Genomic DNA, 25,393 nt, shown 5'->3' with positions numbered 1-25,393 from the left:
TCTGAAAAGCGGTCTCTCAGCAGGGCGCTTTATTTAGGGAAGAAGCTGATCCTGAACCGGGGGCGTCTCGAAAGAGGGACACCTCTGACTGTTCCAGGTTCAGTGTCAGCCCGGTGGAAGCAGACGTTCAGGAAATCGACTTCCGAGCCAGTGTTAGCGTCAGTGGAGATTGTTTCAGATCAGCCGGTTTCGTGCCAGTCTCCGCAGGCGGATGATTGCCCTGCAGACCGAAAAGAGACAGCCGGGGGGGGAGTTCTCTACAACGCAGGTCAGGCCTTTCTTCTATTGAGTACCATCCCCTTTTTCTTCGTATGGTACAGTGATCGAGAGATCAATTGAATTAATTCAACAGACTGTCAGATCGATTGAATGCAGAGGTCGAACAATGTGTACGGTTTTATTGCGACAAACATTTGAATGCACATGTTGTGATGATATGATGTCCACAAAAATGGATTCACCATTTCATATGGATTTACCTCTCCAATAAGGCTGGCAGTCGATGTTTCGCAACCTGGTCGACAAACTCAAGAGCTTAGTACCAGCGGCCAATGAACACTTTGATCCGACGACACTGGACGATCCGGTCGCGATGCAAACGGAATGGTCACCGCTCAAAGGGGGCGGGGCGAGTTTCTGTACGCGAAAGCTGGTGCAGGTCTCGCCACATCGTTATGAGTTTCGCGCCACGCTGGGCGCGAAAGCGTTTTACCTGATCTTCTTTTTTATCGGGCTGGGAGTATCGATAATATCAATCTCTGAAATCATCGTAAGCGGAGATATTTTCACAGCGGATGTACTCCTCCCGGGAGCGTTCGGGCTGGTCTTTGCGCTGATCTGTGGCCTGATGTTCTATTACGGCACTAAACCGGTTGTGTTTGATAAGCAGTTCGACTGCTTCTGGAAAGGAAATATACCGGCCGACGAATTACTGTATGCGACTGCTAATGAATTGCTGATGCCTTTCAAGGAAATCCATTCCATTCAGTTAATTGCGGAACATGTCAGTGGCAGCAAAAATTCGTATTACAGCTATGAAATGAATCTTGTCTCCCGGGATGGCGTACGTACGAATGTCGTCGATCATGGCAAGCTGGACCAGATTCGTGAAGATGCGAATACCCTTGCGGAGTTTCTTGAGGTGTCTGTGTGGGATGGAACCTGAGTGAGCGACCGGCGCCAACCGAGGGTGTGTCAGTTGCTGAACCCTTTAAACAAGCTTACTCAGTCTTCAACATCGGCGTCCCCCAGACGGCCAGGTTATGGCTGGCTTCAGAACTTTCATCCGCGATGGTCTTCAAAGAGAGTTTCAGTACCTCAGACGGGGGCAAGGGGACGTCCAGTTTGATTGGTTCATCACCCACGCGAATCGGTTTAGTGCGCACCAGTTCCTTGCCGTTCGCGACGACCGCGAATATAACCGCCCCGTTCTTTCCGGCGGTGGGATGTAGTCCGACGTCGCAGGTGAAACGCGAGAAAACGCTCCCCGGGGCCAGGACGAAGTCCAGTTCAAACGGGGTCCCCATTCCATAACCGGTTTCGTATTCGGTCGTGTTAATCTTCAGGGGATGCAGTTGCCGCTTTGCATCCATCGCCTGATTCACCAGGAACGGTTTCACGTAATACGGGTGGGGAATCATCCGCCCCCGGAAATCAGGCAGCCAGTCGGTCAGTGGCTGTTCCTCGAAGTGAAACTCCTGATCGTCAATGTGATCGGTCGCCAGGCAGATCGCGGTAAAGATCACATCCGCTGTGTGGCGTCCGTTGGCCAGGGCCGCTGCCGCCCGGTGCTCGTCCGCTTTGGTCCCGTCTCCCTGCATCGTGTCCTGCACGATGGGAATGATGTGCGCCGCGGCATGATGACGCAACAGCTTCTGATGCTCATAGATCCGCAGCGCCGCTTCGTTCCGCGTCCGTCCCAGCAGTTGGGGCGTGTATTTTTCGTCCGCCAGTTGATAATCGCCGGAATCCATGAAGCCCCCCGCCCCAAACAGATAATTGAGGCGTGCTTTATCTTTCGGAGGGGGCAGCAGCGTTTTGAGCTGCAACTCTGTGACAGGGCTGCTGTGCGCAGAGGGACAACCGGGATCTTCGTTCCAGTGGCAGAGCACTCCCAGGAATTTCATCGCCTCATCCGTTTTGCCGGCCTGCAGGTTGTCGGCGATTTGCTCCAGATACCATTGAATGGCAGTCGCACTCTGCGTCGGTGGGTTGACATCATGCAGCGACAGCCGCACGCCCGGCACCAGGCAATAGGGATCCAACTGGGGCGCTTTTCCGCCGGCATGTTTATCCTGCAGCGACGTGTAGTCCCGACAGAGACGGGTGAGATTCTCCTGGCCAATCAATTCAGTTTGCCATTCCGGCAGTCGTGCCACCGCCCAGAGCCGAATCAGCCGATGACCTTTCCCCCAGGCCCAGAGAGAAGGCGACGGAGAAATGCACAAGGTCAGGAGAATCAATCCAAAAACAAGACGACGCACGCACATGGCTCTTCCTCTGTTATTGTTGAGTTCGGGGAATCAATCGAGAGAACTCAATTTTAAGCGACCCGTACTCGAGATACCAGACTGTGTCCAGTTTTATTGTAGCGTCTCCAGAGTCATTTGGACCGAGTATAATAGATCGAGAGTCGCTATGGTTAAATGTGATGCGCTCCAGGATTCTTTTTCCAGCCGGGTCTGCCACGGGGGCGGGTGGTGCTTTCCAGGGAGAGTCGTGCGGCCGTGTTACTGATTCATTTGTTTCCGCTGAAGGGTGTGCCTCGGACGATGCTTTTTCGCAGGGCTGCCAGTTCGTCATCGGTCTGTGGTTCATTCACCAGCGCCCGCCAGTTTCGTGGTAGTGCTGTTTTCTTCTGTGTCGCCAGCCAGGCGGGAGTGTGCTGTTTCTGCTGCCGGACCCAGGGGGAGCTGTGTTTCCACAGGGTTGTCATTCAGCATGAGCAGGCGGCACTGAAACGATATGGTTATTCCTGTTAGAGCACGGAATAAAAAGTGATTATTGAGACATGATGTCTTATTCCCAGCTATAAAATCATGCAAGTGGGAGGAATCAACAAAACCGTGGAAGGTGACTCAAATTGCGATAAATTATTTGATCCGTCAGTTAGAAACCTGTACAGTGCAGAATGCTCTGTCTTGTATGGGGGCATCTAGTGAAGTGAATCCATTTTTTCAATAAGGAAAAAACGATGATGAGATCCACGACTGCGCTTTCAATTTTACTTCTATTCATCAATCTGACCAGTTGCAAGGAAATAAAACCGCCTGCTGAAAATAACACAGCGCCTCTTGCCAATGAAACCAGTCAGAGTACCGAACCAACGGTTGAAGTCGATATGCCGGAAGCAGAGTTCCCGGAACCAGGGACAGAATCAGTCACCAAACCCAAATCATCATTCATTGTACCTGGAAAATCAGGAACTGTACCAACCGATGCTGAAATACGGGCGGGGGTTAAAATGCAAAGCAGGAATCGAAAAGCAGCTGCTGAACTGGAGAAAGAACTGGGGATCAAACCCCGAGCAGGAGTTCCCAGTTTTGTGACACCACAAGTAAATGATGCAGGCGAGTGTGAAGCACTTACCCTGATGGGATACATCATCACAGATGACGTAATACGAAAAATCTCGGAAATGGATGCGTTAACGATTAACTTTTCGCTCAACGAATGTGAGGTCACGGATGAGCAGATCGGTCAACTCGCGAATATGAAATCTCTGAAGTCATTGAGATCCATTGAATTTAGCAGCGCTCCACTCACTGGGAGCAGTCTCGGGATGCTGAAAGGTTGTGACAAACTGGAAGTCCTTAGTCTGAGTGGTTGCCCCAACCTGACAATCGATCAACTTCCCCCTCTCCCCGCCTTGACGAAGCTCAACCTGTTAGAATGCAGGATGGTCACCGACAAAGACATTCCCAAACTGGCGTCAATGAAGAATCTCGAAACTTTGAACTTGTATAATACATCAATCACTCCCGCTGGAATCGCAAAATTAAAGGAGCTGCTCCCCAATTGCAAAATCTCTCATAATTAGAAAAAGGTGTCAGGAACCTTAAAATTAAGGTTCCTAGTATCTCGGATACGAGCACTGTTTAACCAGGCTTACAGAATTGCTGCGACTTTGCAGATCGTTCGTTCCTTGGTGCTTTTCAACACCGTGTGTCAGCTTGATCGCAGAGCCGTATCGTTTTCAACCCGAACAGTCGCTAGAGCCACTCAGGTGAGCTCGTATTTTACTAGTGGAAGATAAAAGGTGTCAGGAACCTTTATCTGCTTTTCGAGGCCTGCCTCGGGGTTTTAAAGTACTTCCCAGGTCTAGTTGTTGGACTGTTTTTTCGGTCCACTCTTTATCTCCAAACGGGGCGCCGCGCTGGATACTGCGTGTCAGTGCCTGTGCTTCGTGATCAGTCAGACACTGGTTAACATGTTCAAGCCAGCCCGGTTTGCGTCTCTGTGGCCAGGGAGATAGCAGAGGCTGCGGTTCGGTTGTTCCCTGATTCCAGTGATACAGGCTGCCCCAACGCCAGTCTTCAGCCCGCTTTACCAGTTTCGCCGTTAACGCATTTCGTTCGACATAACGGCACACCGTATAGAAGTGCTCGTCCTCCTGGATCGGGAATGATTTGAACCGTCCCTGGTAAACGTGGCCGGAGCCGGTGCTCTTGCGATGGGCGTGCCAGCGTTGAGTATGAGTCAACGTGAGCCAGCCTGTGAAGCGGGAGAGCTGGCCGTCTTCACTCGGATAAACGACCAGATGCCAATGGTTGGGCATCAAGCAATAACTGAGCAGCCGCATTTGGAACTGCTCGACCGCTTCCGACAAGATCCGCTCGAATGCGGCGTAGTCTTCGTCCGTCTCAAATATCGTCATCCGGGCATTTGCTCGGTTCAGCACATGATAAATATATCCTGCCTGGGCAGCGCGTTTTGGTCGTCCCATAATCAGAGAATACTAGCGGACTCTCGCTGAATTGTCAATATAAGGTTCCTGACACCTTATTTTGTCCGTTTTTTATTCATTAGCAGTGTCATAATCATATCTCCTAATAATAACCTTTACGTCTTTGTGAGATTTTGGATGAGGCTCTTTAGTGGGAAGTACGGCAGTTATCTGTTGGAGGGTTCTGATTTTAAAAAGTGAATTCAAATCATTTGTGGTTATTTTTTGCCCGCTTATCCAAATCGCTGTAAGTGATTCTGAAGTTGAAAGATCAGCTAATTCATTGGGAGAAAATGTCGTTTTCCTTATATCAATACCCCATATTTTAGGAAGAGTCGCTAGAAATTCGAAACTGCGAGTCGGTAACTTGTTGTCTCTTAAGTCTAAGTGTTTGAGTGTTTGAATTTTACTGATCAACAATAGAGATTCTTGGTCAATTGAGCATCGTCTTAGACTTAATGATTCAAGAGGTAGCGCTTGAGCATTCTTTAGTAATTCAGATGTTTGATTATTCTTACTAATGGAAAGAGTGCTCAAATCAGGGGTGCGACGTAATAAGGCGGACATACTACTAGGACTGGCTGTTGATTCGTAGATTCTAATTTCGGATAATTTATTCTTACTTGGAAAGTTGCTGCAAAATTGGATTGATAAATCACAGTTATAAAATGTGATCGATGAAATATTATTTAACTTTCCTATAATCAATGCCTCTCTTGAAGTGAGGCTAATATTACTTAGCGTAAGAGATTGTACCTCAGTAAAAGTGTCGATCGACTCTGGAAGGGCTTTTTCTGAAGACTCAATATCATATGATATCTGTGAAACGGTATCAGCCATTCCGATGGGTGACATTATTTTTAGGCGACTCAGTAATCCAGTTTTGGGAGTATAAACGAGATAATGTCTGGGTAAAGAATCAGATCCTTCTTCTTCAACAGCTCCCATGCTATAAAGTGAGGTCAAATTTTCTACAACTCTGACACGCTTTAGGTAGGAAAACATGCTTGAGCTAAAAGTGAAAACGAGTAAAACCAAAGAGAATAAAACACAAAGAATGGCAAGAGTCTTTGGTTTGTGCTTTAATTTCATTGTGACCTTGCCCCCAACCTTGTACCAGTTGGAATGTTAGAGATCCAACTTAAAGTCATCCCTGGCGCGCCAGGGATGAAATGTTCGTGAACTTCACTTCACACCTTCGAATTAAAAAAGGTGTCAGGAACGAATGGCACTGCCTGTTGTTGTGAAAGAGTTTGCGTTCATACAGTTGCTTTTCTTTGTTGATGGTAATGGTATCTTGGTTGCTTCAGCAAAGCCAGCACTTTGGTTCGGCGTTTATTGGCTCTGGGTTCTGTTCGGCCGATGCGATGCCCTACACGTTCGCTGCAGGGGACCTGCTGTCCGAGTGTGGCTAATTCCTCAGTCGTTTTTGTAACCGCGCCCAGCAACCAATTCGCAGCCAGCATCTGTTGCGTGGTAGTAAACGAGAGTGAACGGGGATCACGGCCTGTCGCCAGGCTACTCTGCAGCATCTTCAATCGAATCAGATTGTACGCCAGCAGACATGACCAGAGTTCGGTGAGCACCATGGCCGGAGACTTCGCCCGCAGGATATCCATCCCCAGCGAGCACTTGATACTGCGAATGTCCAGTTCGATCAGCCAGCGGCTCTGATACACGGCGGCGATCCAGCGCGCCGGGCATGCTTTCCGATCTGTGATGGTGGTGGCAATCGTAAATGTTTTGGCGCGATACCCCGGCTGACTGATCTGCACATCGACCAGCCGCAGAGTGAGTGTCAGCGGTTGTCGCCAGAATTCCTGACGGGTCATCCAGGCAGGACGGACGGGGGGACGTAACCATGTCACCAGGCGCTCTCGCTTGTTCAGTCGACGTGCGGTTTGTGGATGATTGTCACGCAGGTGATGGTTCTTCATCAGGATCTGAACGCCCCGCGCATGGCACGCACTCACCAGCCAGTACGTGCAGTAATACGAGTCAGCCACCAGAATATCACCCGGCCGGAGTGCATCGAGCATTTGCCAAAGCAGGGCCGTTTCGCCACTCCCTTTACCGCTGTAAGGCCCGCTCACCAGATCGACCAGCAGTCCGGTGGTCATCGAGATCAGAGAAACGCAGCGGAGAACGGGGAACCCGAGCCCCGGTTTCTGAGCCGGGTTCTGCGGATAGGCCCGCTGATTCTCAGGGGTATCGGCGGCCGTGATGGTGAAGCCGTCAACGAGCAGAATGCGACCGCCGGTACTCCGTGATTTCACATCGGCGACGCTGGAAGGACTGAGGCGCGCCGTTGACTGCTCTCGAGACTGGACACAGTTCTGGTCACAGGCCGCTTCGGCATCCGCGGCAAGTTGCTGGACGAGATCGCGGATGACGGTAAAGGATAGTTTGAGTCGCGCGCGACAGTAAGCACCGGTATTCGTACTGCAGACCCGTCGCCCCAGTGCCGCCCATAAGCTGGCAACACGAATGACGGCTGCCTTACAGCTGCGTTGCTCGCCGGAAAAGAACACCTGAGAGATTAACGCCCAGAGAGTGATTGCCGGTGTGTAAATGACATCGGGGTCATTGCCAAAGTCGATTTCGTGTTCGTCAAACACCTGCTGCCAGCGTTGATCGTCAAGGACGTCGGCTAGCGGCAGGCTGCTCTCCTGCATCATCGAACGTTTGAAAAGAGAAAATGATGCTGCATTCACTCGGGAAGATGATATAAATGGCATAGGACCTTCCTTGGTCAAATGTTTTGCCCACACCAACCCAAGGAAGGCCCTGCCAGAACGCAGCATAATGCCAGGAGACGTTTTGCCAAACACAATTTCCAGCGAACTGGCAAAAAAATCAGAAAATCAAGCATGTGACGATGTCACATGGGAACCGTTGCGCATACTCAAAGCAAAAAAACACCGGCAGTGCCATTCGTTCCTGACACCTTTTTCTGTCCTACCTTGACAATCTGCATAAAGATCATTTAGAAGTATTCGACAGTAGAGGAAAATTTAGAGCAGTTCTAAATTTGGATGGTACATTAAATACTGCAAAAACTGAAGCAGCGAAAGGTCGAAGGATATGAAGACTTTTCCTATTGGTCGTATCTATGAAATACTATTACAGTCCATTAGTAATTATCCACAGTCAACAGCAAACCCACAAAAACTGAAAAAAGCAGTTGCTCAAAAAGATCGTGTATTTGTAGGAGATATTGAGTCTTTTCTTCACCACTATAATAAACTTGAGGATGCAATCAAGACAGGTGATGTCAAGCTGCAAACAGAATCCTTGGTTTATTTGCGAACATTTGCAATGAACATTTCTACGGATTTCTCTAATCTTGCTGATTCGATTGAAGATGTGGCCTTTACCTATGGTGATTCGTGAGAGTAGGCGAACGGGAAAAGGGGTCAGCGACGAATGGCACTGCCGCTGATTTTTTATATGTAGCTGCACAACGAGCCCAGCGTGACGCAGTCACGTTTTTAATAGTCCGATTTTTGCCAGTTCGCTGGTTGAGTTTGACAAAACCTCTCCTGACATTATGCTGCGTTCTGGTAAGGCCTATCCTGGGTGGTGTATGAGGATATGTGATCAGTGGAGGCCCTATGCCATGTATATCAGCTTCCCGTGTGAATGCAGCATCATTTTCCATTTTCAAACGCTCAATGCTGCAAGATGCTTCGCTCCCGCTGTCTGATGTCATCAACGATCAGCGCTGGCAGCAGGTCTTTGACGAACACGAAATCAATTTTGGCAACGGATCGCCACTAAGGTCGCCATATAAAGCACGCGCCGTTTATGGCTCCTGCCGACACCCGTTCGCCGTTGTCCTTTGAAAATGAGGTCACCACCGAGACAGGAACGCGTCATGCGTTCCGTGAGAACTTCGACAGTAACCTCTACGTCCTCATCGTCAAAGCTAAATTTGGCGGGGGAAGTGGCTTAAACGGTGAGTTCATGATTGACACCCGATTTGATGGACCCGGTGAGGGGCCTCTTCATATGGTACCACAAGGTATGAAACTCAATCGTGGTAAAGGCTCACCTTGGGCTGCCATGGAACGCCAGTGGGATAATGCCTTGAAAACAGGTGATACGGTATCAGTGAATATCGAAATTAACTGGCCCGCAGCGGGGAAGCGGCCTAATAGCTTCACCGTAAATTACACAATCACAGATGCGAAGACCGGTATAACATCCATTTATAGCGAAAAATTTTCTAACCCAAAATAAATTGAAAATGAGAGGATAATTATGATTGAAGGTATCGAGAAGAATTATCAAAAAATTGCAGAATCAATTCCGAATGAAATTCTTCACCGCCGGAGCACTCGTCAATCAACTGGAAGGGACTGTCAAATCTGAAATTCTATTGCAGGGAAAATTTGCTTATGACAGAATTAAAAAAGGTGTCAGGAACCAAAAAAATCTAGCAGTTGAAAATCGTTTCATTTTTCACCGGTCTGTTTCTCCGCTGGGAACTGTTTCATTAATTCCGCAGCGGCTTTTTTTGTGGCTTGCCAGTCGCCGGTTTCATTAGGGATGGCTTTGACGATGACGGTGAAGTCGAGCTGGTCCCCTTTTTTGAAGGACTGGCCGTTGTTGTGGCGGAGGTAGTATTTGTGGTAACGGTCGAGGTCCCAGATCATGCTGGTGCTGCCTTCGCCTCGGATCACGCGGGGAGTGTAACAGAGGGAACTGAGCTGCTGTTCCGGGTTATACTGGGCGACCCAGGTTGTGTTTTTGCTGACCGCCATCTTCTTGGAATGGGAGAGGGGGCCGGTTTCGATGGAGCCGTCGGGGAGCTGGGCCATCCACTTCGTTGAGGTGGGCGGGAAGCAGTGCATGAAGTAATAGAGCAGGTCGAGGTCGACGTCTGCCAGGGCTTCCATTTGGGTGCGTTCAAAAATCTCTGAGTTGGTCAGGATGATCTCGGCGCGGACTTTGAATTTCCAGATCGTGGATTTCTTGATGAACTCGATCCGTGTGCCGGTGACGGTTTCATCGGTCTTTGTGATGGGGGTCTCTTTGCCGTCGACGATCAGTTTGATCTGATGGACGACTTCGCGGCCCCCTTCCTTGTGTCCGGTGCCCCACCACTGTTCACCTTTGGGGCGGAGCACGGTGCCGTAGTGGCCGTTGTTCAGGCCGAATTCGTAGTCGCCGTAGAGCATCTTCTCGATGGTCCAGCCGCTGGCGGCGTCGAGGGGGAGTGTGTAGTTGTCTGTCTTGAGTATCAGAAAACCGGTCTCGGGAACGTCGTCAGCGTAGAGCCGTTCCGGGGTGTCGGTGGTTTCCGGGTTCGCAGCAGAGACGGAAAATGCCGAAAGGACTGTGATGGTGAGCCAGGCAGCGGAAAGGAGTTGATTCATCGTTGTGTTCTGTTTTCTTGTGGTCAAAGTGTGACGGATTTGGGTGTGTGAATACTTGAGTCTCTCTGGGGATATGATAACGGATCGAGTGCGCAGTTCGTAGGTTTCAGTGGAAAAATGGTGAGGTGTGTGGGAAGTGTTGCCTTGGATTCTGGGATTGTCCCTGACCGTTTTCTGTTGTCTGCGACAACCCCGGATTACATCCGGGGGCACCCTTTCTTTTTATCTCACCTGTTTGTGGTTCGTCGCGATTTTTTGCAGTTCGGGACAAAACCGGAGCTAACGCTCTGCGGCTAGTTGAGTTTCGTGGTTGAGACGGACTGGTATTGATTGTACGCGGGAGCTGCGACCTCCTGCTCGCTGCGCTCGGCCCGAATTGCATTCGGGCTCACCCACTGTCTTGCTTTCGTTTCATTTCGTGTTTTTCGTGGTAGAAAAAACAAATATGAGGGTTTCATCAGTTCCCATTATGGTGCGAATCCGGTTCGAACCTCGCCAGGCGGGCGGGCACTAGGGTCACGCTCCTCTATCAGGACAGATCGGCGATGTGAAACCTGGTTGTACGGTTTCCCTGACCGTTTTCTGTTGTCTGCGACAACCCCGGATTACATCCGGGGGCACCCTTTCTTTTTATCTCACCTGTTTGTGGTTCGTCACGGTTTTTTGCAGTTCGGGACAAAACCGGAGCTAACGCTCTGCGGCTAGTTGAGTTTCGTGGATGAGACGGACTGGTATTGATTGTACGCGGGAGCTGCGACCTCCTGCTCGCTGCGCTCGGCCCGAATTGCATTCGGGCTCACCCACTGTCTTGCTTTCGTTTCATTTCGTGTTTTTCGTGGTAGAAAAAAAATATGAGGGTTTCATCAGTTCCCGTTATGGTGCGAATCCGGTTCGAACCTCGCCAGGCGGGCGGGCACTAGGGTCACGCTCCTCTATCAGGACAGATCGGCGATGTGAAACCTGGTTGTGCGGTTTGCCTGACCGTTTTCTGTTGTCTGCGACAACCCCGGATTACATCCGGGGCACCTTTTCTTTTTATCTCACCTGTTTGTGGTTCGTCACGGTTTTTTGCAGTTCGGGACATAACCGGAGCTAACGTTCTGCGGCTAATTGAGTTTCGTGGATGAGACGGACTGGTATTGATTGTACGCGGGAGCTGCGACCTCCTGCTCGCTGCGCTCGGCCTGGATTGCATTCGGGGCAACCCGGATTTGTGTTGATAGTGCGGGATGTTCATCTGCGTGGGGGTGGGGGAGATCGGGTAGAATCAATGCTCGCTCTGTGGGCTGACGGATGGGGCAGTCTCAACATTTAGTCGGCTACGCGTACTTTATGTTTGAGAATCGCTCTGTCTGTTTCCTGCTCGCTGCGCGCGGCCCGGATGTGCATCCGGGCTTATCCGCTGTGAACTACATAAGGGAGCCGTGATCACAATCACAATCACAGTCGGACGTTTTATCTTTCTACCACGAACAACACGAAATGATACGCAAGAGGAGGGAGTGATGCTTTGGGTTTTAGGAAGCGGGTTTGTTTTTTTGTGCGAGGGTTATCTTAGGGAGTGGCGTGCGGGGAGCAAGGGGGTTTTTCGAATGATGTGGCGATATGAGTCGACACGGGCGCGATGTCTGGCGGTACCAGGGTGGTGCCGGCGTGATGGGCGGCGAAGTGTGGCGACCCGCAGGCATACATTAAGAACTGGTGTGGTTCTGCAAACTGATTATCTGGAAAAAACAGGCTTGTTTTCAGTGAAGATCCGGAACAGGTGGCTTGTGTTTCAGTGCACTGTAAACTGGTCACGCGCGCGACACAGTTAGACGCTTATTCTGGCTGGGAGCGAGGGGGAGTCAAGTCGAATCTTTTCAGTGGTTGATTGGTTCAGTGGTTGATGGGCTGCTGATCAATAAAAAAGAAAGCTCCCGATCATCATAAAGATCATCGGGAGCTTACCAGGAGCAGCAGGAACAATGCTCACACTTTTATTCAACGCCAACATAGAGGGCTGGAGTTTTCATGAAGACGTTCATCGTTGTTTTACTGCTGAACAGATACAGACGACCTTTGTACCAGGACGCGAAGTCCAGAGTACCTTCCTGGTCATCCTGCTTGTCAACCAGCATTACGAGATCACTTCCGCCAGCGGCTGGTGCGTATTTGGCAGGCTCCCGGTCAAACTTCAATTTGTTTTCCAGAGAGGCAAACTGATAGTTCATCGATTTGTAGGAAGAGCTGAATTCGGGTCGCGCGTCGACCAGCAGTCGACTGTCTCGCAGTGCGACCGGGCAGAAGCCTTTCAGACCTTTGATATTTCCCCGGCTGGCAATCAGAGCCAGTTTCTGATCAATCGAACTTTCATGTTCACTCGCGGCGATCTGTTTTTCAGGAGCAGGAGTCGGAGTGTCCAGTTTCTGTTCGGTTTGAGGTTGGAAGGGATTGTCTTCGACTGGTTTTTCAGGCGTATTCTCTACAATCTTTTCCTCAGGCTTTGCAGCCGGTTTTTCTGTCTCCGCGACATTTTCGGCAGGCATTTCTGGTTTGTCTACCACTTTTTCGACGGGGACTTCAAACGGATTCACTTCCTTTGCAACCTTTGGAGCAGTTGGTTGTGGCTGTGGTTCGAACGGATTGAATTCTTTGGCCGGTTTTTCCTGAGCGACTTGAGGAGTTTTCTCCAGGGTTGGTGTTTCCGTTTCGGCTGGTTTTTCAGCGGTCTTCTTGAGACCCTCTTCTTCCAGAGCCAGACCACTGAAGGGAGTGCTGGCTGCTTTTTCAACCACTTTGGTTTTCTTCATGCTGTCGGCTTCTTCTTCAGACATTTCAGGAAACAGGTCTTCGAATTCGTCTTCCGGATTGATAGCTACTTTGGCAGCCCCGGATTCGGGAGTATTTTCGACGATCGCCGGCAATTCGGCAGCCGCTTCTTTCGACCTTTTTTCCGCTGCGATTCTCTGCTCTTCCAGTCGTTCTTCTGCTTCTTCCCGCAGTTCTTCGAGTTCATCTTCATCCAGTTCTCCCACAGCGGGCGTCATGGTTTTGGCGACGGACTCTGGAGTGGCAACTGGCTGTTCTGGCCCTGCTGCCACTGGTTGATTTTCTGGTGCGGGAGCAGGAGCCAAGACTGGCGTAGCGGGTTGTTCGATTGATTCCGTTACGGAATTATCGACGGGTGCTTTTTTCGCAATCTGATTTGACTTAGGCAGCCGTTTGGGAGATTTCTTGGTTTTGGATGGCAGGAACATTTCGTACCATTTTTTCTTGTCTTCCGAATCTTGTGCCACGTTTTGCTGTGGTGCAACGATCACGTTCCTGGGTGCAGAGTTCTGCGGAGCTGCCTGCTGAGGAGCAGGAGTGGCTGTGGCCGCTGGTGTCTGCTGAGGAGCGGGGTTTGTATTGACTGTTCCCCTTCCGCTACCGGCATTGCCTGCTGTTTTGGGGAGTGCCTCCATTGACATGGGAGGCATCTGACGGCCATCGCGGCGGTATAATGCTTCGAGCTGCCTCTGAATTTCGCTCTGGCCTGGTTTCGCTTCGGGTACCGGAACAGCCGTTTTGTATTGAGGTCCAGATGATTGCGCTGCGCTGTTGACAATGATCTGGCGTTTCTGTTCCGGTTCGCTGCTCTTTTTCTGAAAGAGTGCTTTGGGGTTCAGCGTGAAACCAGTCTGCTGTATCTGATCTGGCTGCTGTTCTGTCTGAAGAAGGCGGACACGTGGCAGAGTGGTATTGCGACGTGCTGAATGCATTTCACGTTGAATGGCATTCTTCAATGTACTTTGCGGGTTCCGCACTGTCTTGGTACTTGAACGCGGTATTGAATTGAATTCAGCGGGAGAGTCCTCCGCAGAAAGAAAATTCAAATTCGTAAGCACTAAGCCAGAAATTGCGCTAAATAAAATAACGCGAGCGGAGAAGCGAGTTCCTGCTATCATCTCCTGAAATCTCCTGGTTCCTGAGCCTTGAGTCCTGTTGAAAAAAGTTTCACAGCAGTACTCAAAAAAGTTCCCGTGTGAATGATTTCTCGAAACAACGAGACTTCATTAATCGGTATATTGCTTTCAATTGTCTGGTTCCACATAATCGACACAATCATGCAGAGTAGCCCTGCTGGGAATTCTATCGTCGTTAATCTGCTCCGGTTTTGATGTCTATGTCGATTGTAGAACTAGAATCTGGCGGGATCTTTGTATCGACCCGAATGACCGTTTTTATCGATAATCTCGCCGCAGGGTCGCCATCGGCTGCAGGTTTGCTATCTTTACATTTATCTCAGGCTGTTCTCAGAGCGGCCTGATCAGCAATCAGTTCATGTGTGTAAGCGGTTTCTAGATTCGAAACAGCGGAATGAAAAGGAGTTACAGCGATGCAGGAAGAACAGGCATCACCAGAGAAGCCCGGTGAAAAAGCGGGAAAAAGCCGTCCCTCAGCATCACCGGCAAGACGCTGGATCACGCGCAGCTTAGTTGTGCTGTTGGTGATGTCCGTGCTTTTGAATCTGGGCTTTTATGCCTGGTATCAGGAGTACTTCACTGTTGGAGGGGGGCCGACAGAGCAGTTTGAGACCGGTGATCAGTTTGCTTTAGATAAAATCGCAATCATTTCGATTACGGGTACGATCATGCCGCCTTTTACCGAGCGGATTCTGGAATCGATCAAAACCGCGCATGAAGACGATCATGTCAAAGGAATCCTGCTGGAAATTGACAGTCCCGGCGGTCTGGTCGCGGACAGCCATCAGATTTACCATCGCCTGGTCGAACTGCGAAAAACGAAACCCATCGTTGTTTCGATGAAACGGATGGCTGCTTCCGGCGGCTATTATGTTGCCATGGCAGCCGGTGAAAAGGGAGTCATTTTTGCAGAGCCGACCACCTGGACCGGTTCACTGGGCGTGATTATTCCCCGCTTTGACATGAGTGGTCTGGCTGAAAAAGTGGGTGTAGTCTCTGACCCTTTGAAAACGGGGGAATTTAAGGATGCTCTCAATCCGTTTCGTGAGATGACTCAACGGGAGCGGGACATCTGGGACCATATTCTGGATGAATCGTATCAGCGATTTTTGAACATCATCACGGACAACCGTAAAGATCTTGATTATGAACAGGTGAAGAAACTGGCCACAGGTCAGATCTACCCGGCGACCGACGCCAAGGAGAACGGGCTGATCGATGAAATCGGCTATCAGGAAGATGCGCTGACCCGATTGCTGGAAATCACAGAACTCAAGAAAGCGCGTGTGATAAGATACAGACATCCTGTTACACTGGCTGATATACTACTGGGCTCAGCAGAAGCCAGTCAGGTAGAGAATCGAAAACAGGCGCTGCTGGATGCCACAGTTCCGCGCGCCATGTATTTTTCTTCGTGGCTGGGTGATATGCCCGGATGGCAGTAGGCTGCACCTGATTTAACTAAGATCTTCCAGAAATCAAGAGCATATGTTTGCACAACAAGACCCCATTTCTGCTCCCCAGGATCCGCTCCTGAATGACCCGAGTCTGTATGAAGGTCCCTCGCCACTCTGGTCATTTCTGGAGAGCGGGTTTACGTTTTTGTATCTGCTGTTCTGGATCTGGATGCTCGTTGACTGTCTCCGAAAAGATCCGGACCGATTTCTGTGGTTCTGGGTAATCCTGGTCTTTCAGCCTTTCGGCGCACTAATTTATTTCTTTATCCGCTGGTTGCCCACAAACCAGCTTCAGCTGCCGGAATTTGCCAGACCTCTGCTGCGGCAGCGTCGATTAAACGAGCTGGAGACGGCCGCGATGCAGATTGGTAATGCCTACCAGTTTGTACGCTGGGGAGATGCTTTGAAAGATGCAGGGGTCTTTCAGAAAAGTCTGGCTGCTTATCAGCAGGCATTAGTTAAAGAACCCGACAACCTGCCGGCACTGTGGGGCGCAGCGCAGATGAAAATGAAGTTCAAAGACTTTCAGGAAGCGCACTCACTCTGCCAGAAAGTACTCGCGATTGATCCTGAATACAAGTTTGGTGATGTTTCTCTGATGTATTGCAAAACACTCTGCGAACTGGATACACCAGAAAAGGCGCGCGAGCAGTTGGTGACTCATACGCGGCGCTGGCGTCAACCTGAGGCATTATACATGCTGGCGACTCTGGAAGCAGACGCAGGGGACCAGCAGGCCGCCCGCAAGACACTGCAGTCGATGCTGCTGGATATCAACGGCAGCCCGCGGGGAATCGCCCGCAAGTTTGTGCGCTGGAAAAGTAAAGCGAAACGGTTACTGAAAAAACTTCCGAAAGCATAGCGAGAATCGAATGCTTCCGCGTTCCACCTTCACTGCTGGCTCGCTTTGCGAAAATTCTGTGCATGGAACTGCATGATTTTCAATCCCTCTTTTTCGTAAATTTTGACTGCGCTGTGAGGGACATCGGGGACGATGAGTTTTTCGAACGGAATCTTTAATGACTTCAGAAAATCCATGTACTCAAGATTGTTCTGATAGTTAAAGCCTTTTGTGCCGACATGAATCAGGATGGGCAGTTCCGGTTCCTGATGGCTGGCGTAGTTCCGTGCCAGGTCGTATGTGTTATCGCCTTTCGCAAATACCAGTCCGGGTCTTTCCTGGCCGTTCTCTTCCGAGATTCGCTTTTCCGTCGAGTGACCGGCACCACCGGGGGCCGCCGAACAGAAGAGTTGCGGATGTTTGAACATGATCCGGGTTGTGCCGCGACCTCCTTGTGAAAAGCCTTCAATTCCTCGCCCATCTCGGTCTGCGATCGTGCGGTAAGTGGCATCGATATGAGGGATCAACTCTTTCACAAAAACATCTTCTCCCATCGCATTATTTTGGTCGGCCATATTGTAGTGACTGACGGGACCACCGTTGACGAAAACGTAGATCATCGGTGCCACTTCACCTTTGGAAATATGTTCGTGTATCTGCTGCGCCAGGCGGACACTTTTGGTTTCACTGCCGGGTCGACCGCCGTGCAGATAGTAGACCACCGGGAAGCGTTTTTGTTCATTCCCCGCTGCGTTGTACTGGGGTGGCAGATAGATGCAGTAGCCCACATCCACGTTCATGGACGGGCTGTGAAATGTCGCATGCTTCACTCCTGGAAGTTTCAGTTTGAGTGCATTGACCCACTGGAATGGTGGCTGCTTTTTCTTTGGCTTTGGTTTTTGTGCTGACCCTTGACTGTGAACCAACAGAATCATGATTGCACAAGTAACTGCCAGAATTGATTTAAGCTGAAAACGCTGTAGTTGCATGGTAGAGTCTCGTATTCTGATGGACGCATTATTTTACGTAGCTCATGGCTACACAGAAGGGAGCCGCAGCGGTTTCCATTTTGCGACCGATATAATCGATGCTGACTACCTTCCTGTCCGGGTGAGGGTTTTTCCAGGTTGTCATATAAAGACGCACGCGACATTGATATCGCCCTGCGGCCTTGTTGTCGTTTTCCCAGATGACTTTGCTCTCTGATGGTGCTTTTTCATCTTTACGAAACCACCAGTCGCGTACATCTTTGCCATAGACGATGGGGATTTCTACTTTGCTTTTGTCGTCATAGTGGACCACATATTCTCCCACTCGGGTGCCATCCTCTACATGAGTCTTTGAGCCGAGGACATTGGGGCCGCCACCAAAGGCAGTGCCTTGAATGATATGCAGCGTTCTCAGTTTGTGATTGACTTCGATTTTTGTGACTTTGTCAGGGCACTCTTCTTTGTAGAGACTCCCCAGCTGAATAATGCCGTTACCGAGTTCAAACTCGACATCGCCAAAATTATATAAGCCGGGCGGCAGACTCGGATTGTCGTACTCGGCTAATTTCTTCTGCATGGTTTGGGTGTATTTTCCGGAAAGATCTACCGGAGTAGATTTCTTCTTCTCTGTCTTTTCCTCTTCAGCGAAAGCAACAGAAAAAGAGAGCATACAACAGATCAGACTTAGCAAGAGTCGACGATTCATAAGTAGTTCTCCCTCCGATTCTCCACGACGGTTTCCTGCTTCAGAAGACAGACGTTTGTGGATGCATCGATTTGTGTATTGTATTTCAGCTGAAAGATCACCTCATTGCGACGGGATCTGAAACAGGATTGATTGTATCCAAACGTGCACAGTGTGTCTAAGAGAAACAGATTAATTCGTCTTCCTAACTGATGCCTGGTATATATGAATCAATGGATAGAGCAGCAAATAGGATGCTGCTCGGAACTTCTCGATTAAATGATTCCATGCAATGGGCCGCCGGGGGCGCCCAGTTGATCGACGCGTCGGGTGATCTCGGGGTCTTCAATCAGGGGCGGGGCGTGCCAGGGTTTAATCCGGGCATCAATCACCAGAGCGCCACGGCAGCCCCAGTGCTTGTTTTCCGTAAAAGCATCAATGCCGTCAATGTCGCTGGCGGGATTGGAACGTGTGAAGACCGTCCATAAAAAATTGTTGAGGCTGGCCGCGGTAAATTCACTGTCATCAACGATCACAATCAGTGGGAACTGATTCAGGGAGTGGCTGGAAGGCAGTTCTGCAGAGAACCGGCGCAGGTCGTGATTCTGTTCCTGGTACGCGGGTGCTTTGACCGCTACGATTCCCGGTCGACATAGTTTTGGACGGGAGAAACCCTCAGGCAACGAACAGTCAGCCGGAATCTCTGTCAGTAATTTTCGTTTCACGGGTCCGGCTGCCGCCATCACAACCTTGGAACCAGTATTGAAACCGGTTCCCGAATAATCCAGCGTATCGATGGTTGTGCAGGTCTGAAAATGCAGATCGCGTTTCCAGTCAATCCGTTCGAGCAGATGGGACAGGAATTCCTCAATCTCTTCGGCATCCAGTTCGGGCCGATCCTCCCGGGCCACAATCATCAGATATTTTGCCAGGCTCAATTGTCCCTGTCCGAGAATCGCATTGGCGTTCGTCAGTATTTCCTGTGGCTTGCGTTCCTGGTCATAGGGTGTATAGCGTTCGCTGCCAATCGCCAGTAGCAAGGGATGTACGCCGGCCGCATCGACGGCATTGACCTGCTGTACGCCGGGAATGACGGATGGAATCGCGGGGCCGGTAATCTCATGAATGATGGCACCGAAGGCAGTGTCTTCCTGTGGAGGTCTGCCGACCACAGTAAAAGGCCAGATGGCGTCATTGCGATGATAGACGGCTTCCACATTCATCACGGGAAACGGGTGTGCCAGACTATAGTAGCCCAGGTGATCGCCGAACGGGCCTTCCGGTAACAGTTTCTCAGGATCGATCCAGCCGGTGATGCAGAAGTCGGCATCGGCATAAATCGGCAGTCCCTTTTTATTCTTCACCATGCGAATGGCGCGTTTGCTCAGTGCGCCGGCGAAGGTGAGTTCGGAGAGCCCTTCCGGCAAAGGCATCACCGCCGAGAGCGTCATCGCAGGGCTACCGCCGACAAAAATGTTGACTTTGAGCGGCTCTCCTTTTTCAATCGCTTCTGCATGATGCACACCGATACTGCGATGAATCTGATAATGCATGCCGATCTGCTGGTCGGGCTGATATTCGTTTCCATCCAGTTGAATGCGGTACATTCCCAGGTTGGAATTCATCAGCCCACCCCGTTTGGGGGATTCCGTATAGACCTGTGGCAGCGTGACAAAGGGGCCACCATCATTCGGCCAGCTTTTGAGCTGAGGCAAATCACTGATGCGAATCTGATTCTCCATCACGGGCCCGGTCCTGCGTGAGCGGGGTAGCATGTGGAGCAGGGAAAAGGGGACATCCCGATATCGAAAGGGATGTTTCCAGAACCGGGAAGGATCAACTTTCAATTCGACCAGATGGTTGACGGCCTGTAAGGCGTCTCGAAAAATATAACGCGTGCGTTCCAGCGTGCCAAACAGATTGCTGACCATGGGAAAGCGGCAATCTTTGACATTGGCGAAGAAGACTGCCGGGCCTCCTGCCTGATAGACGCGACGCTGAATTTCTGCCGCTTCGAGATTCGCATCGATTTTCTGTTCGATTCGAATTAACTGACCCGCTCGTTCCAGGTCGTTCACACATGCACGCAGTCCACGGTATCCCATCGGGGTACGGTTCCAATCTTCAAAAAATCATCGATGATATGTTGAGTTTTGCAAGCTGAAGCGTAGCGTTTGCTGAAGAATTATACCACGCAACTGCCAATCTGGTACCACCCTGGTGTCTGGTTTCTATTTTCATTCCCGCTTTCATTCTCTATGATACGCCGCATTGCGCTCGTTCACATTTATTCTTGTTCAGCAGCTCTGTTAGAAATCAGTTTCATGGAAGAATGGATCAATGGCCTGATTTTGATCATGTTATCAATAGGCCATGCAGAGCTCTGGGTCACATTCATTAACCGTACGCATGCTCTCCCGGTTCATGAGCCCTTGCTCAAAAAAACAAGGCACGTGACCTACTTCATGATTCTGGCCTTTCCGCTATTTCTGTTTGTTATGGTGGGCCTGTACTCCCCGGGTGTGTTGCGCGGTGGGGAGTGGAGTCAGCTCTCCTTCTGGTGGAAGCCTGTGTTTCTGCTTTGTACTCTCGGTTTTCTGGGGTTACTGGTTTCTGTTTTCAGACATCTGTTCTACCGTATTCCCCGTCTTCAAACAGAGAGCCAATCAGAGATCATAAACGTCCGTGAACGGCTGGGTCAGACTTTGATTGGTAACGGGCCTTATCACTATCTCGCCGGTCTGCCCTTAAATGAAATCTTCAGTGTCGAATTTTCTCGCAAAACCTTTGTGCTTGATCGACTGCCGACTGCCTGGGACGGGTTGAAGGTCCTGCATTTGAGCGACCTGCATTTCTCAGGAACGCTGACCAGAGACTATTTTTGTGAGCTGTGTCGGATTGCTCAGGAATCCAAACCGGATCTCATCATTTTCTCAGGCGATCTGGTCGATGAGATGCATTGTCTGGACTGGCTGGACGAGACATTGGGGCAGCTGCAGGCTCCCCTGGGACGGTATTTTATCCTGGGGAACCATGACTGGAATCAGCTGAGTGAGCAGATACGAATGTCGCTGACTCGTCTGGGCTGGATTGATGTCTCTTCACAAACACTTCGGCTGGAACACGCTGGTCATTCGATGTTGCTGGCGGGAACGGAAGTCCCCTGGATGGGACAGCATCCTGTATTACCTTCTCAATTGGGAGGGGAATCAGCTGATTTTCTGCTGCTTATCAGCCACACACCGGATAACTATTACTGGGCCTGTTCTCAGGGATATGATCTGGTGCTCGCCGGGCATACGCATGGCGGGCAGGTCAGATTGCCGTTAATCGGACCGGTTTTCGCTCCGAGTGTGCATGGGACCCGCTACACCAGTGGTACGTTTTATCGAAAATCGACATTGATGCACGTCAGCCGGGGCGTCTCAGGGATTCATCCTCTGCGATGGTTGTGTCGTCCGGAGTTTAGCCTGTTAACTCTGCGATCCGGCGAATAGTGACTGCTTAACGTGCTACAGGCTGTGCGGCGGATGCCTGTCTCACCCCACCGTTTTCGGATATATGAAATTCCGCCCAGACGGGGAGATGATCAGAAACCGTGAGTGCCTCTTTCTCTGACAGTTTGAAACGGGTTCGGAAATCATAAACACCCGTCCGACCTGTAAACTCCTGAGATCGACGACGGTTGAATAGAATGTTATCGTATTGCTTTGATTTTCTGGTATTGGTTGGTGTTTTTGAAACGGTCCACATGATGTCAGATACGCGACCCAGTTCGCCCAGGTGCTGATCATCCACATTCAGATCACCCAGCAGAATGACGTCATCTTCCTGGCTGCCATCATTGGCGACGACACGATACACGTCATCCAGAACATCCAGTTCCTGATCGGTTTCATCCGGATCGGTGTGGATATTGATCAGAGAAAAGGTAAAGGGATTGCTGCTGGAAGGACTGAGCGTCTGAAAATGAGCGACATAAGGCGGTCGATGTAACTTGTCGTATTTGTCAATGACCGTGTAGGTCCATTTTTCATTGACGGTAATCCGCGCTGTATTATAGAAGTACGCGTACTGCTCCTTACTGGCCGTGCGACCCTGTCGGGGGCCGACCAGGCAGCCGAACTGCTGTTCTCCCGCATTGAGAATCTTCAGAAAGTCATCCAGAAACGACTGATCTAACGCACGAATTTCCTGAATTGCGACCACATCGAACTGCTGAATGATGCGGGCCAGAATCTGAGGGACTTCCGGTTTCTGCATCTTACTCTGACCGAACACCTGAATGTTAAAGGTGGCGATGCGAATGGTTTCATCGGATCGGGGCAGGTCAATCTCTGTCGCATTCCAGTCAGAGGGAGTCGACGGGGAGACCGTCGATGAGATAATATCGGAAACCCAGCGCGTAACCTGTTTCGGTTTGACAATATCGAAATGGAACATGCCTCCACCCATCAAGCCGATGAGCAGCAGCGCCAGTCCGCGCAGTTTCCATGATTTAACGAGAGATGTTTTCTTTTTAGACTTTTCGGCCATAGTACCATCCGTGGCAATGCGTATGACGGGAGTATCGAGAGATTTTGGGGAGGGGAGCCGGGGAGGGATGAGAGTTGAGAGGGTCGCAATCTAGCAGATTTCTGAATCAGCGCGTAGAGCAATTTTCAATCGGATCAGCGGGACGAATTGCTTCTGCTTGCTGTGAGTTCTCTGATGCGGTAGTCTGGCGTTAAGACTGAGAGGCAGTTTTTGTGCTATGTCGTATCTCTCAGGATAACAATAGCTTACATAAGGGGGGGGCAGATCTTGTCACGTCGTTTGACCATTGTCGTTCCTTCTCTCAGCCTGGGTGGTGCCGAGGGAGTTGCAGCCATGATGGCCAATCATTGGGCAAAGCAGGGGCATGAAGTAACCCTGATTACCCTCGATTCTGCAGAAACCGATACCTTTACGCTGGAGGCAGGCGTGCAGCGAGTCGCGCTCGACCTCATGCAGGATTCGGAAAATCTGTTTCAAGCCATCTCCAATAACAGGTTGAGAATTAATTTTCTGCAGTCGGCGATTGCCCGATCCCAACCGGATGCTGTGATCAGTCTCACAGATCGAATAAATGTGTTGACGCTGCTGGCGACCGGAAAGATGCGCTGTCCCGTGCTTATCTCAGAACGCTCTGACCCGCGGCATCATCCGATTGGCAGACTCTGGTCGTTCCTGCGCAAACGAACTTATCCGCGTGCGCGTACCCTGGTCGTTCAGACACAGGGAGTGGCTGATTTCTGCAGGCAATGGTTGAAATCGACTCACATCGAAGTGATTCCGAATGCGGCACCAGTACCTCGTTCGCCGGAAGTCCCCGCTGTTTCGGCTGAAACACTTGCTGTACGAACTCCTTCCAAAGTGATTCTTGGCCTGGGGCGTCTTTCTCATGAGAAAGGCTTTGATTTACTGATTGAAGCGTTTGCGAAGGTGGCTGCTGAATTCCCGGATTGGAAATTACAGATAGCAGGAGAAGGTCCCCTCCGCGATTCTCTTCAAGAGCAAATCAATAACCTGGGATTACAGAATCAGGTTGAGTTACCGGGTTGGACGTCCGAACCGGAACTGCAACTGGATCAGGGAGCGATCTTCGTATTACCTTCCCGGTATGAAGGTTTTCCTAATGCACTCCTGCAGGCGCTGTCCCGCGGCCTGGCGTGTATCAGTTTTGATTGTGAGAGTGGACCTGCAGAGATTATTCGAACGGAGACTGACGGTCTACTCGTTCCTGCAGGCAGCGTTTCAGAGCTTGCGCAGGCGCTGAAACGCCTGCTGGGGGATGAGGCACTTCGCCATCGACTGGCGAACGAAGCTTTGCAGGTGACAGAACGTTTTTCTGTAGAGAAATACTTTCTGCAGTGGGAGCAACTGCTTGATCAGGCTATTTCCGAAAGTAAAACATGATGCAACAATACGTAATTCTCCACCACGACCATCCCGAAGTGCACTGGGATTTGATGCTGGAAGAGGCAGGGGTTCTCAAGACCTGGAGACTGCCGGTGCCACCTGAAATCGACCCTGCTTCCGATGAAACATCACTGGATCTGACCGCCGAGTCACTGCCCGATCATCGACTGGTCTACCTGGAATACGAAGGACCCGTCAGTGGAGATCGGGGCACAGTAGCGCGTTGGGACAAAGGGTCGTTCACGTTGCTGGAAAAAAAAGCAGGCTTATACGTAGCGTTGCTGACAGGTGAAGAACTTGCCGGACGCGTCACGTTGAAGAAGACTGATGAGGAAAACCAGTGGGATCTGAACTATACCCCTTTTTTCTGATCACATACAGCTGCCACACAAAACATTACTGCGCGTCTGATTCCGATTTACCTGCGATCCGAAACAGACCGGTTTCCACGGCTAGCGCAGTCAGCTCGGGCAGTTCCGGTTTGCGCCGATCCAGATAGACGATCAGGGCATCATTGTCGTTCATCTGCCCCCACTCGATGAACCAGCCATCTTTGCGTGCCTCCTGGATCAGTTCGGTAATGGCTTCATCAATCGGAATGGGGAGCAAACCCGCGCGGGCCTGTTCGAGCTCAAGTACCAGGCGATTTTCTTTCATCAGCCAGGGCTTGAATTTGAGGCTGATGATGCCCGACCATTTGGAGAGTGTCAGGTGAAATCCCAGCTCGACCTGATTCTTTTCAAACCGGATGCGCGGGTCGGTCACACCATTGGGGACCCATTTATCATATTTCTGATGCAGTTCCTCGGCCAGCCAGGCATTGACCTGCTGTTCGCTGAATTCCTGTGACCAGAGGGGCTCGTGATTGCGGACATCGTTCACAACCTGCATGGAACGCTGGACAAACTCTTTGGCTTCTTCCTGCCGCACCTCCGGTTCTACCTGTTCCTGTAGCGCTTCCTGATAAAAATCGGGGACCTGAGCAGAGGACCAATACAGCCCCCCGGTAATCCCCCCCAGGAGCAGCAGCACTAAAAAAAAGAACAGCAGGTAACGTTTCATGCAGGAATGCTAGGTGGCGTCGCGGAAAGCGTCAAGACCGGTACCAGCATCCGGGGAAACCCCAGAAAACGTGAAAATGCAGTAAGTTGTATCTCTAAATATACTTGTCGGATGGGTGGTGGTCTTTTATGATCAGTCGTCTGAAT

General features: G+C 50.5%; 22 protein-coding genes and 1 pseudogene. 11 read left to right on the top strand and 12 right to left on the bottom strand.

Annotated elements, in window-relative coordinates; all coding sequences use genetic code 11:
• Nucleotides 1–502 precede the first annotated feature (502 nt).
• A complete protein-coding gene (locus tag Pan161_RS12220) occupies nucleotides 503–1,165 on the top strand; it encodes a hypothetical protein (RefSeq protein WP_145227159.1) in 663 nt (220 codons plus the stop codon).
• A gap of 55 nt (nucleotides 1,166–1,220) precedes the next feature.
• Here Pan161_RS12220 and Pan161_RS12215 read toward each other — a convergent pair whose 3' ends face one another.
• Nucleotides 1,221–2,489, bottom strand: a complete 1,269-nt coding sequence (locus Pan161_RS12215; RefSeq protein ID WP_145227157.1) for an NPCBM/NEW2 domain-containing protein — start codon at nucleotides 2,487–2,489, stop codon at nucleotides 1,221–1,223.
• Nucleotides 2,490–2,737: 248 nt separating this feature from the next.
• Nucleotides 2,738–2,935, bottom strand: a complete 198-nt coding sequence (locus tag Pan161_RS12210) for a hypothetical protein (protein WP_145227155.1) — start codon at nucleotides 2,933–2,935, stop codon at nucleotides 2,738–2,740.
• Between the two features lie 258 nt (nucleotides 2,936–3,193).
• Between Pan161_RS12210 and Pan161_RS12205 the strand changes: the two genes are divergently transcribed.
• Nucleotides 3,194–4,039, top strand: coding sequence for a leucine-rich repeat domain-containing protein (locus Pan161_RS12205; RefSeq protein ID WP_145227154.1), 846 nt, complete (start codon nucleotides 3,194–3,196; stop codon nucleotides 4,037–4,039).
• Between the two features lie 222 nt (nucleotides 4,040–4,261).
• On the opposite strand, the gene Pan161_RS12200 is transcribed toward Pan161_RS12205, so the two are convergent.
• The 3 genes from Pan161_RS12200 to Pan161_RS12190 all read right to left on the bottom strand — a co-directional run bounded on the left by Pan161_RS12200 (nucleotide 4,262) and on the right by Pan161_RS12190 (nucleotide 7,683).
• Nucleotides 4,262–4,945 carry a transposase gene (locus Pan161_RS12200; protein WP_145227152.1) on the bottom strand — a complete coding sequence of 228 codons (684 nt, stop codon included), beginning with the start codon at nucleotides 4,943–4,945 and terminating at the stop codon, nucleotides 4,262–4,264.
• 72 nt (nucleotides 4,946–5,017) lie between these two features.
• Entirely contained in the window at nucleotides 5,018–6,037 is a 1,020-nt protein-coding gene (locus tag Pan161_RS12195; protein WP_145225554.1) for a leucine-rich repeat domain-containing protein, read from the bottom strand.
• 167 nt (nucleotides 6,038–6,204) lie between these two features.
• Nucleotides 6,205–7,683, bottom strand: a complete 1,479-nt coding sequence (locus tag Pan161_RS12190) for an IS4 family transposase (protein ID WP_232103358.1) — start codon at nucleotides 7,681–7,683, stop codon at nucleotides 6,205–6,207.
• 221 nt (nucleotides 7,684–7,904) lie between these two features.
• Between Pan161_RS12190 and Pan161_RS31370 the strand changes: the two are divergent.
• The 4 genes and pseudogenes from Pan161_RS31370 to Pan161_RS12175 all read left to right on the top strand — a co-directional run.
• A pseudogene (locus tag Pan161_RS31370) lies at nucleotides 7,905–8,033 on the top strand (cytosolic protein); the annotation flags it as partial.
• The gene (locus Pan161_RS12180; RefSeq protein WP_145227150.1) at nucleotides 8,030–8,338 is read left to right on the top strand and encodes a hypothetical protein; all 309 of its coding nucleotides are present in this window, start codon (nucleotides 8,030–8,032) and stop codon (nucleotides 8,336–8,338) included. The pseudogene Pan161_RS31370 and the gene Pan161_RS12180, both read left to right, overlap by 4 nt.
• Before the next feature lie 221 nt (nucleotides 8,339–8,559).
• Nucleotides 8,560–8,790: a hypothetical protein gene (locus Pan161_RS30530; protein ID WP_197995843.1), complete on the top strand. Its 231-nt coding sequence runs from the start codon at nucleotides 8,560–8,562 to the stop codon at nucleotides 8,788–8,790.
• Nucleotides 8,753–9,187 carry a DNA/RNA non-specific endonuclease gene (locus Pan161_RS12175; protein ID WP_145227148.1) on the top strand — a complete coding sequence of 145 codons (435 nt, stop codon included), beginning with the start codon at nucleotides 8,753–8,755 and terminating at the stop codon, nucleotides 9,185–9,187. The genes Pan161_RS30530 and Pan161_RS12175 overlap by 38 nt, the downstream gene beginning before the upstream one ends.
• Nucleotides 9,188–9,402: 215 nt before the next feature.
• On the opposite strand, the gene Pan161_RS12170 is transcribed toward Pan161_RS12175, so the two are convergent.
• Together Pan161_RS12170 and Pan161_RS12160 are read right to left on the bottom strand one after the other, a co-directional pair.
• The gene (locus tag Pan161_RS12170; RefSeq protein WP_145227146.1) at nucleotides 9,403–10,326 is read right to left on the bottom strand and encodes a hypothetical protein; all 924 of its coding nucleotides are present in this window, start codon (nucleotides 10,324–10,326) and stop codon (nucleotides 9,403–9,405) included.
• A 1,979-nt stretch (nucleotides 10,327–12,305) separates the two neighbouring features.
• Nucleotides 12,306–14,114 carry a hypothetical protein gene (locus Pan161_RS12160; protein ID WP_145227144.1) on the bottom strand — a complete coding sequence of 603 codons (1,809 nt, stop codon included), beginning with the start codon at nucleotides 14,112–14,114 and terminating at the stop codon, nucleotides 12,306–12,308.
• A gap of 572 nt (nucleotides 14,115–14,686) precedes the next feature.
• On the opposite strand from Pan161_RS12160, the gene sppA reads away from it, so the two are divergent.
• Nucleotides 14,687–15,718 (top strand): signal peptide peptidase SppA, encoded by a 1,032-nt coding sequence (sppA, locus tag Pan161_RS12155; protein ID WP_145227142.1) that lies wholly within the window; start codon nucleotides 14,687–14,689, stop codon nucleotides 15,716–15,718.
• Nucleotides 15,719–15,761: 43 nt separating this feature from the next.
• Nucleotides 15,762–16,592, top strand: coding sequence for a tetratricopeptide repeat protein (locus Pan161_RS12150; protein ID WP_145227140.1), 831 nt, complete (start codon nucleotides 15,762–15,764; stop codon nucleotides 16,590–16,592).
• Nucleotides 16,593–16,621: 29 nt separating this feature from the next.
• Here the strand turns inward: Pan161_RS12150 and Pan161_RS12145 are convergent, their stop codons facing one another.
• The 3 genes from Pan161_RS12145 to Pan161_RS12135 all read right to left on the bottom strand — a co-directional run bounded on the left by Pan161_RS12145 (nucleotide 16,622) and on the right by Pan161_RS12135 (nucleotide 20,350).
• Nucleotides 16,622–17,560: an alpha/beta hydrolase gene (locus tag Pan161_RS12145; protein ID WP_145227138.1), complete on the bottom strand. Its 939-nt coding sequence runs from the start codon at nucleotides 17,558–17,560 to the stop codon at nucleotides 16,622–16,624.
• A 28-nt stretch (nucleotides 17,561–17,588) separates the two neighbouring features.
• A complete protein-coding gene (locus Pan161_RS12140) occupies nucleotides 17,589–18,266 on the bottom strand; it encodes a hypothetical protein (RefSeq protein ID WP_145227136.1) in 678 nt (225 codons plus the stop codon).
• Between the two features lie 254 nt (nucleotides 18,267–18,520).
• Nucleotides 18,521–20,350, bottom strand: coding sequence for a UbiD family decarboxylase (locus tag Pan161_RS12135; RefSeq protein WP_145227134.1), 1,830 nt, complete (start codon nucleotides 20,348–20,350; stop codon nucleotides 18,521–18,523).
• 219 nt (nucleotides 20,351–20,569) lie between these two features.
• Here Pan161_RS12135 and Pan161_RS12130 point away from each other — a divergent pair, with 219 nt between their 5' ends.
• On the top strand, nucleotides 20,570–21,742 hold the full coding sequence (locus Pan161_RS12130) for a metallophosphoesterase (RefSeq protein ID WP_197995842.1): 1,173 nt from the start codon (nucleotides 20,570–20,572) through the stop codon (nucleotides 21,740–21,742).
• 7 nt (nucleotides 21,743–21,749) lie between these two features.
• Here the strand turns inward: Pan161_RS12130 and Pan161_RS12125 are convergent, their stop codons facing one another.
• Nucleotides 21,750–22,781 carry an exonuclease/endonuclease/phosphatase family protein gene (locus Pan161_RS12125; protein ID WP_145227130.1) on the bottom strand — a complete coding sequence of 344 codons (1,032 nt, stop codon included), beginning with the start codon at nucleotides 22,779–22,781 and terminating at the stop codon, nucleotides 21,750–21,752.
• Nucleotides 22,782–23,048: 267 nt separating this feature from the next.
• On the opposite strand from Pan161_RS12125, the gene Pan161_RS12120 reads away from it, so the two are divergent.
• Both Pan161_RS12120 and Pan161_RS12115 read left to right on the top strand, forming a co-directional pair.
• On the top strand, nucleotides 23,049–24,182 hold the full coding sequence (locus Pan161_RS12120; protein WP_145227128.1) for a glycosyltransferase family 4 protein: 1,134 nt from the start codon (nucleotides 23,049–23,051) through the stop codon (nucleotides 24,180–24,182).
• Nucleotides 24,179–24,556 carry a DNA polymerase ligase N-terminal domain-containing protein gene (locus tag Pan161_RS12115; protein ID WP_145227126.1) on the top strand — a complete coding sequence of 126 codons (378 nt, stop codon included), beginning with the start codon at nucleotides 24,179–24,181 and terminating at the stop codon, nucleotides 24,554–24,556. The genes Pan161_RS12120 and Pan161_RS12115 overlap by 4 nt, the downstream gene beginning before the upstream one ends.
• A gap of 25 nt (nucleotides 24,557–24,581) precedes the next feature.
• Here the strand turns inward: Pan161_RS12115 and Pan161_RS12110 are convergent, their stop codons facing one another.
• Nucleotides 24,582–25,247, bottom strand: coding sequence for a hypothetical protein (locus Pan161_RS12110; RefSeq protein WP_145227125.1), 666 nt, complete (start codon nucleotides 25,245–25,247; stop codon nucleotides 24,582–24,584).
• Nucleotides 25,248–25,393: the final 146 nt, after the last annotated feature.

Origin of the sequence: Gimesia algae (assembly GCF_007746795.1) — a bacterium.
Lineage (GTDB): Bacteria > Planctomycetota > Planctomycetia > Planctomycetales > Planctomycetaceae > Gimesia > Gimesia algae.
The sequence above is the reverse complement of the archived record's forward strand: the minus strand, read 5'-3'. Positions and strand labels throughout refer to the sequence as shown.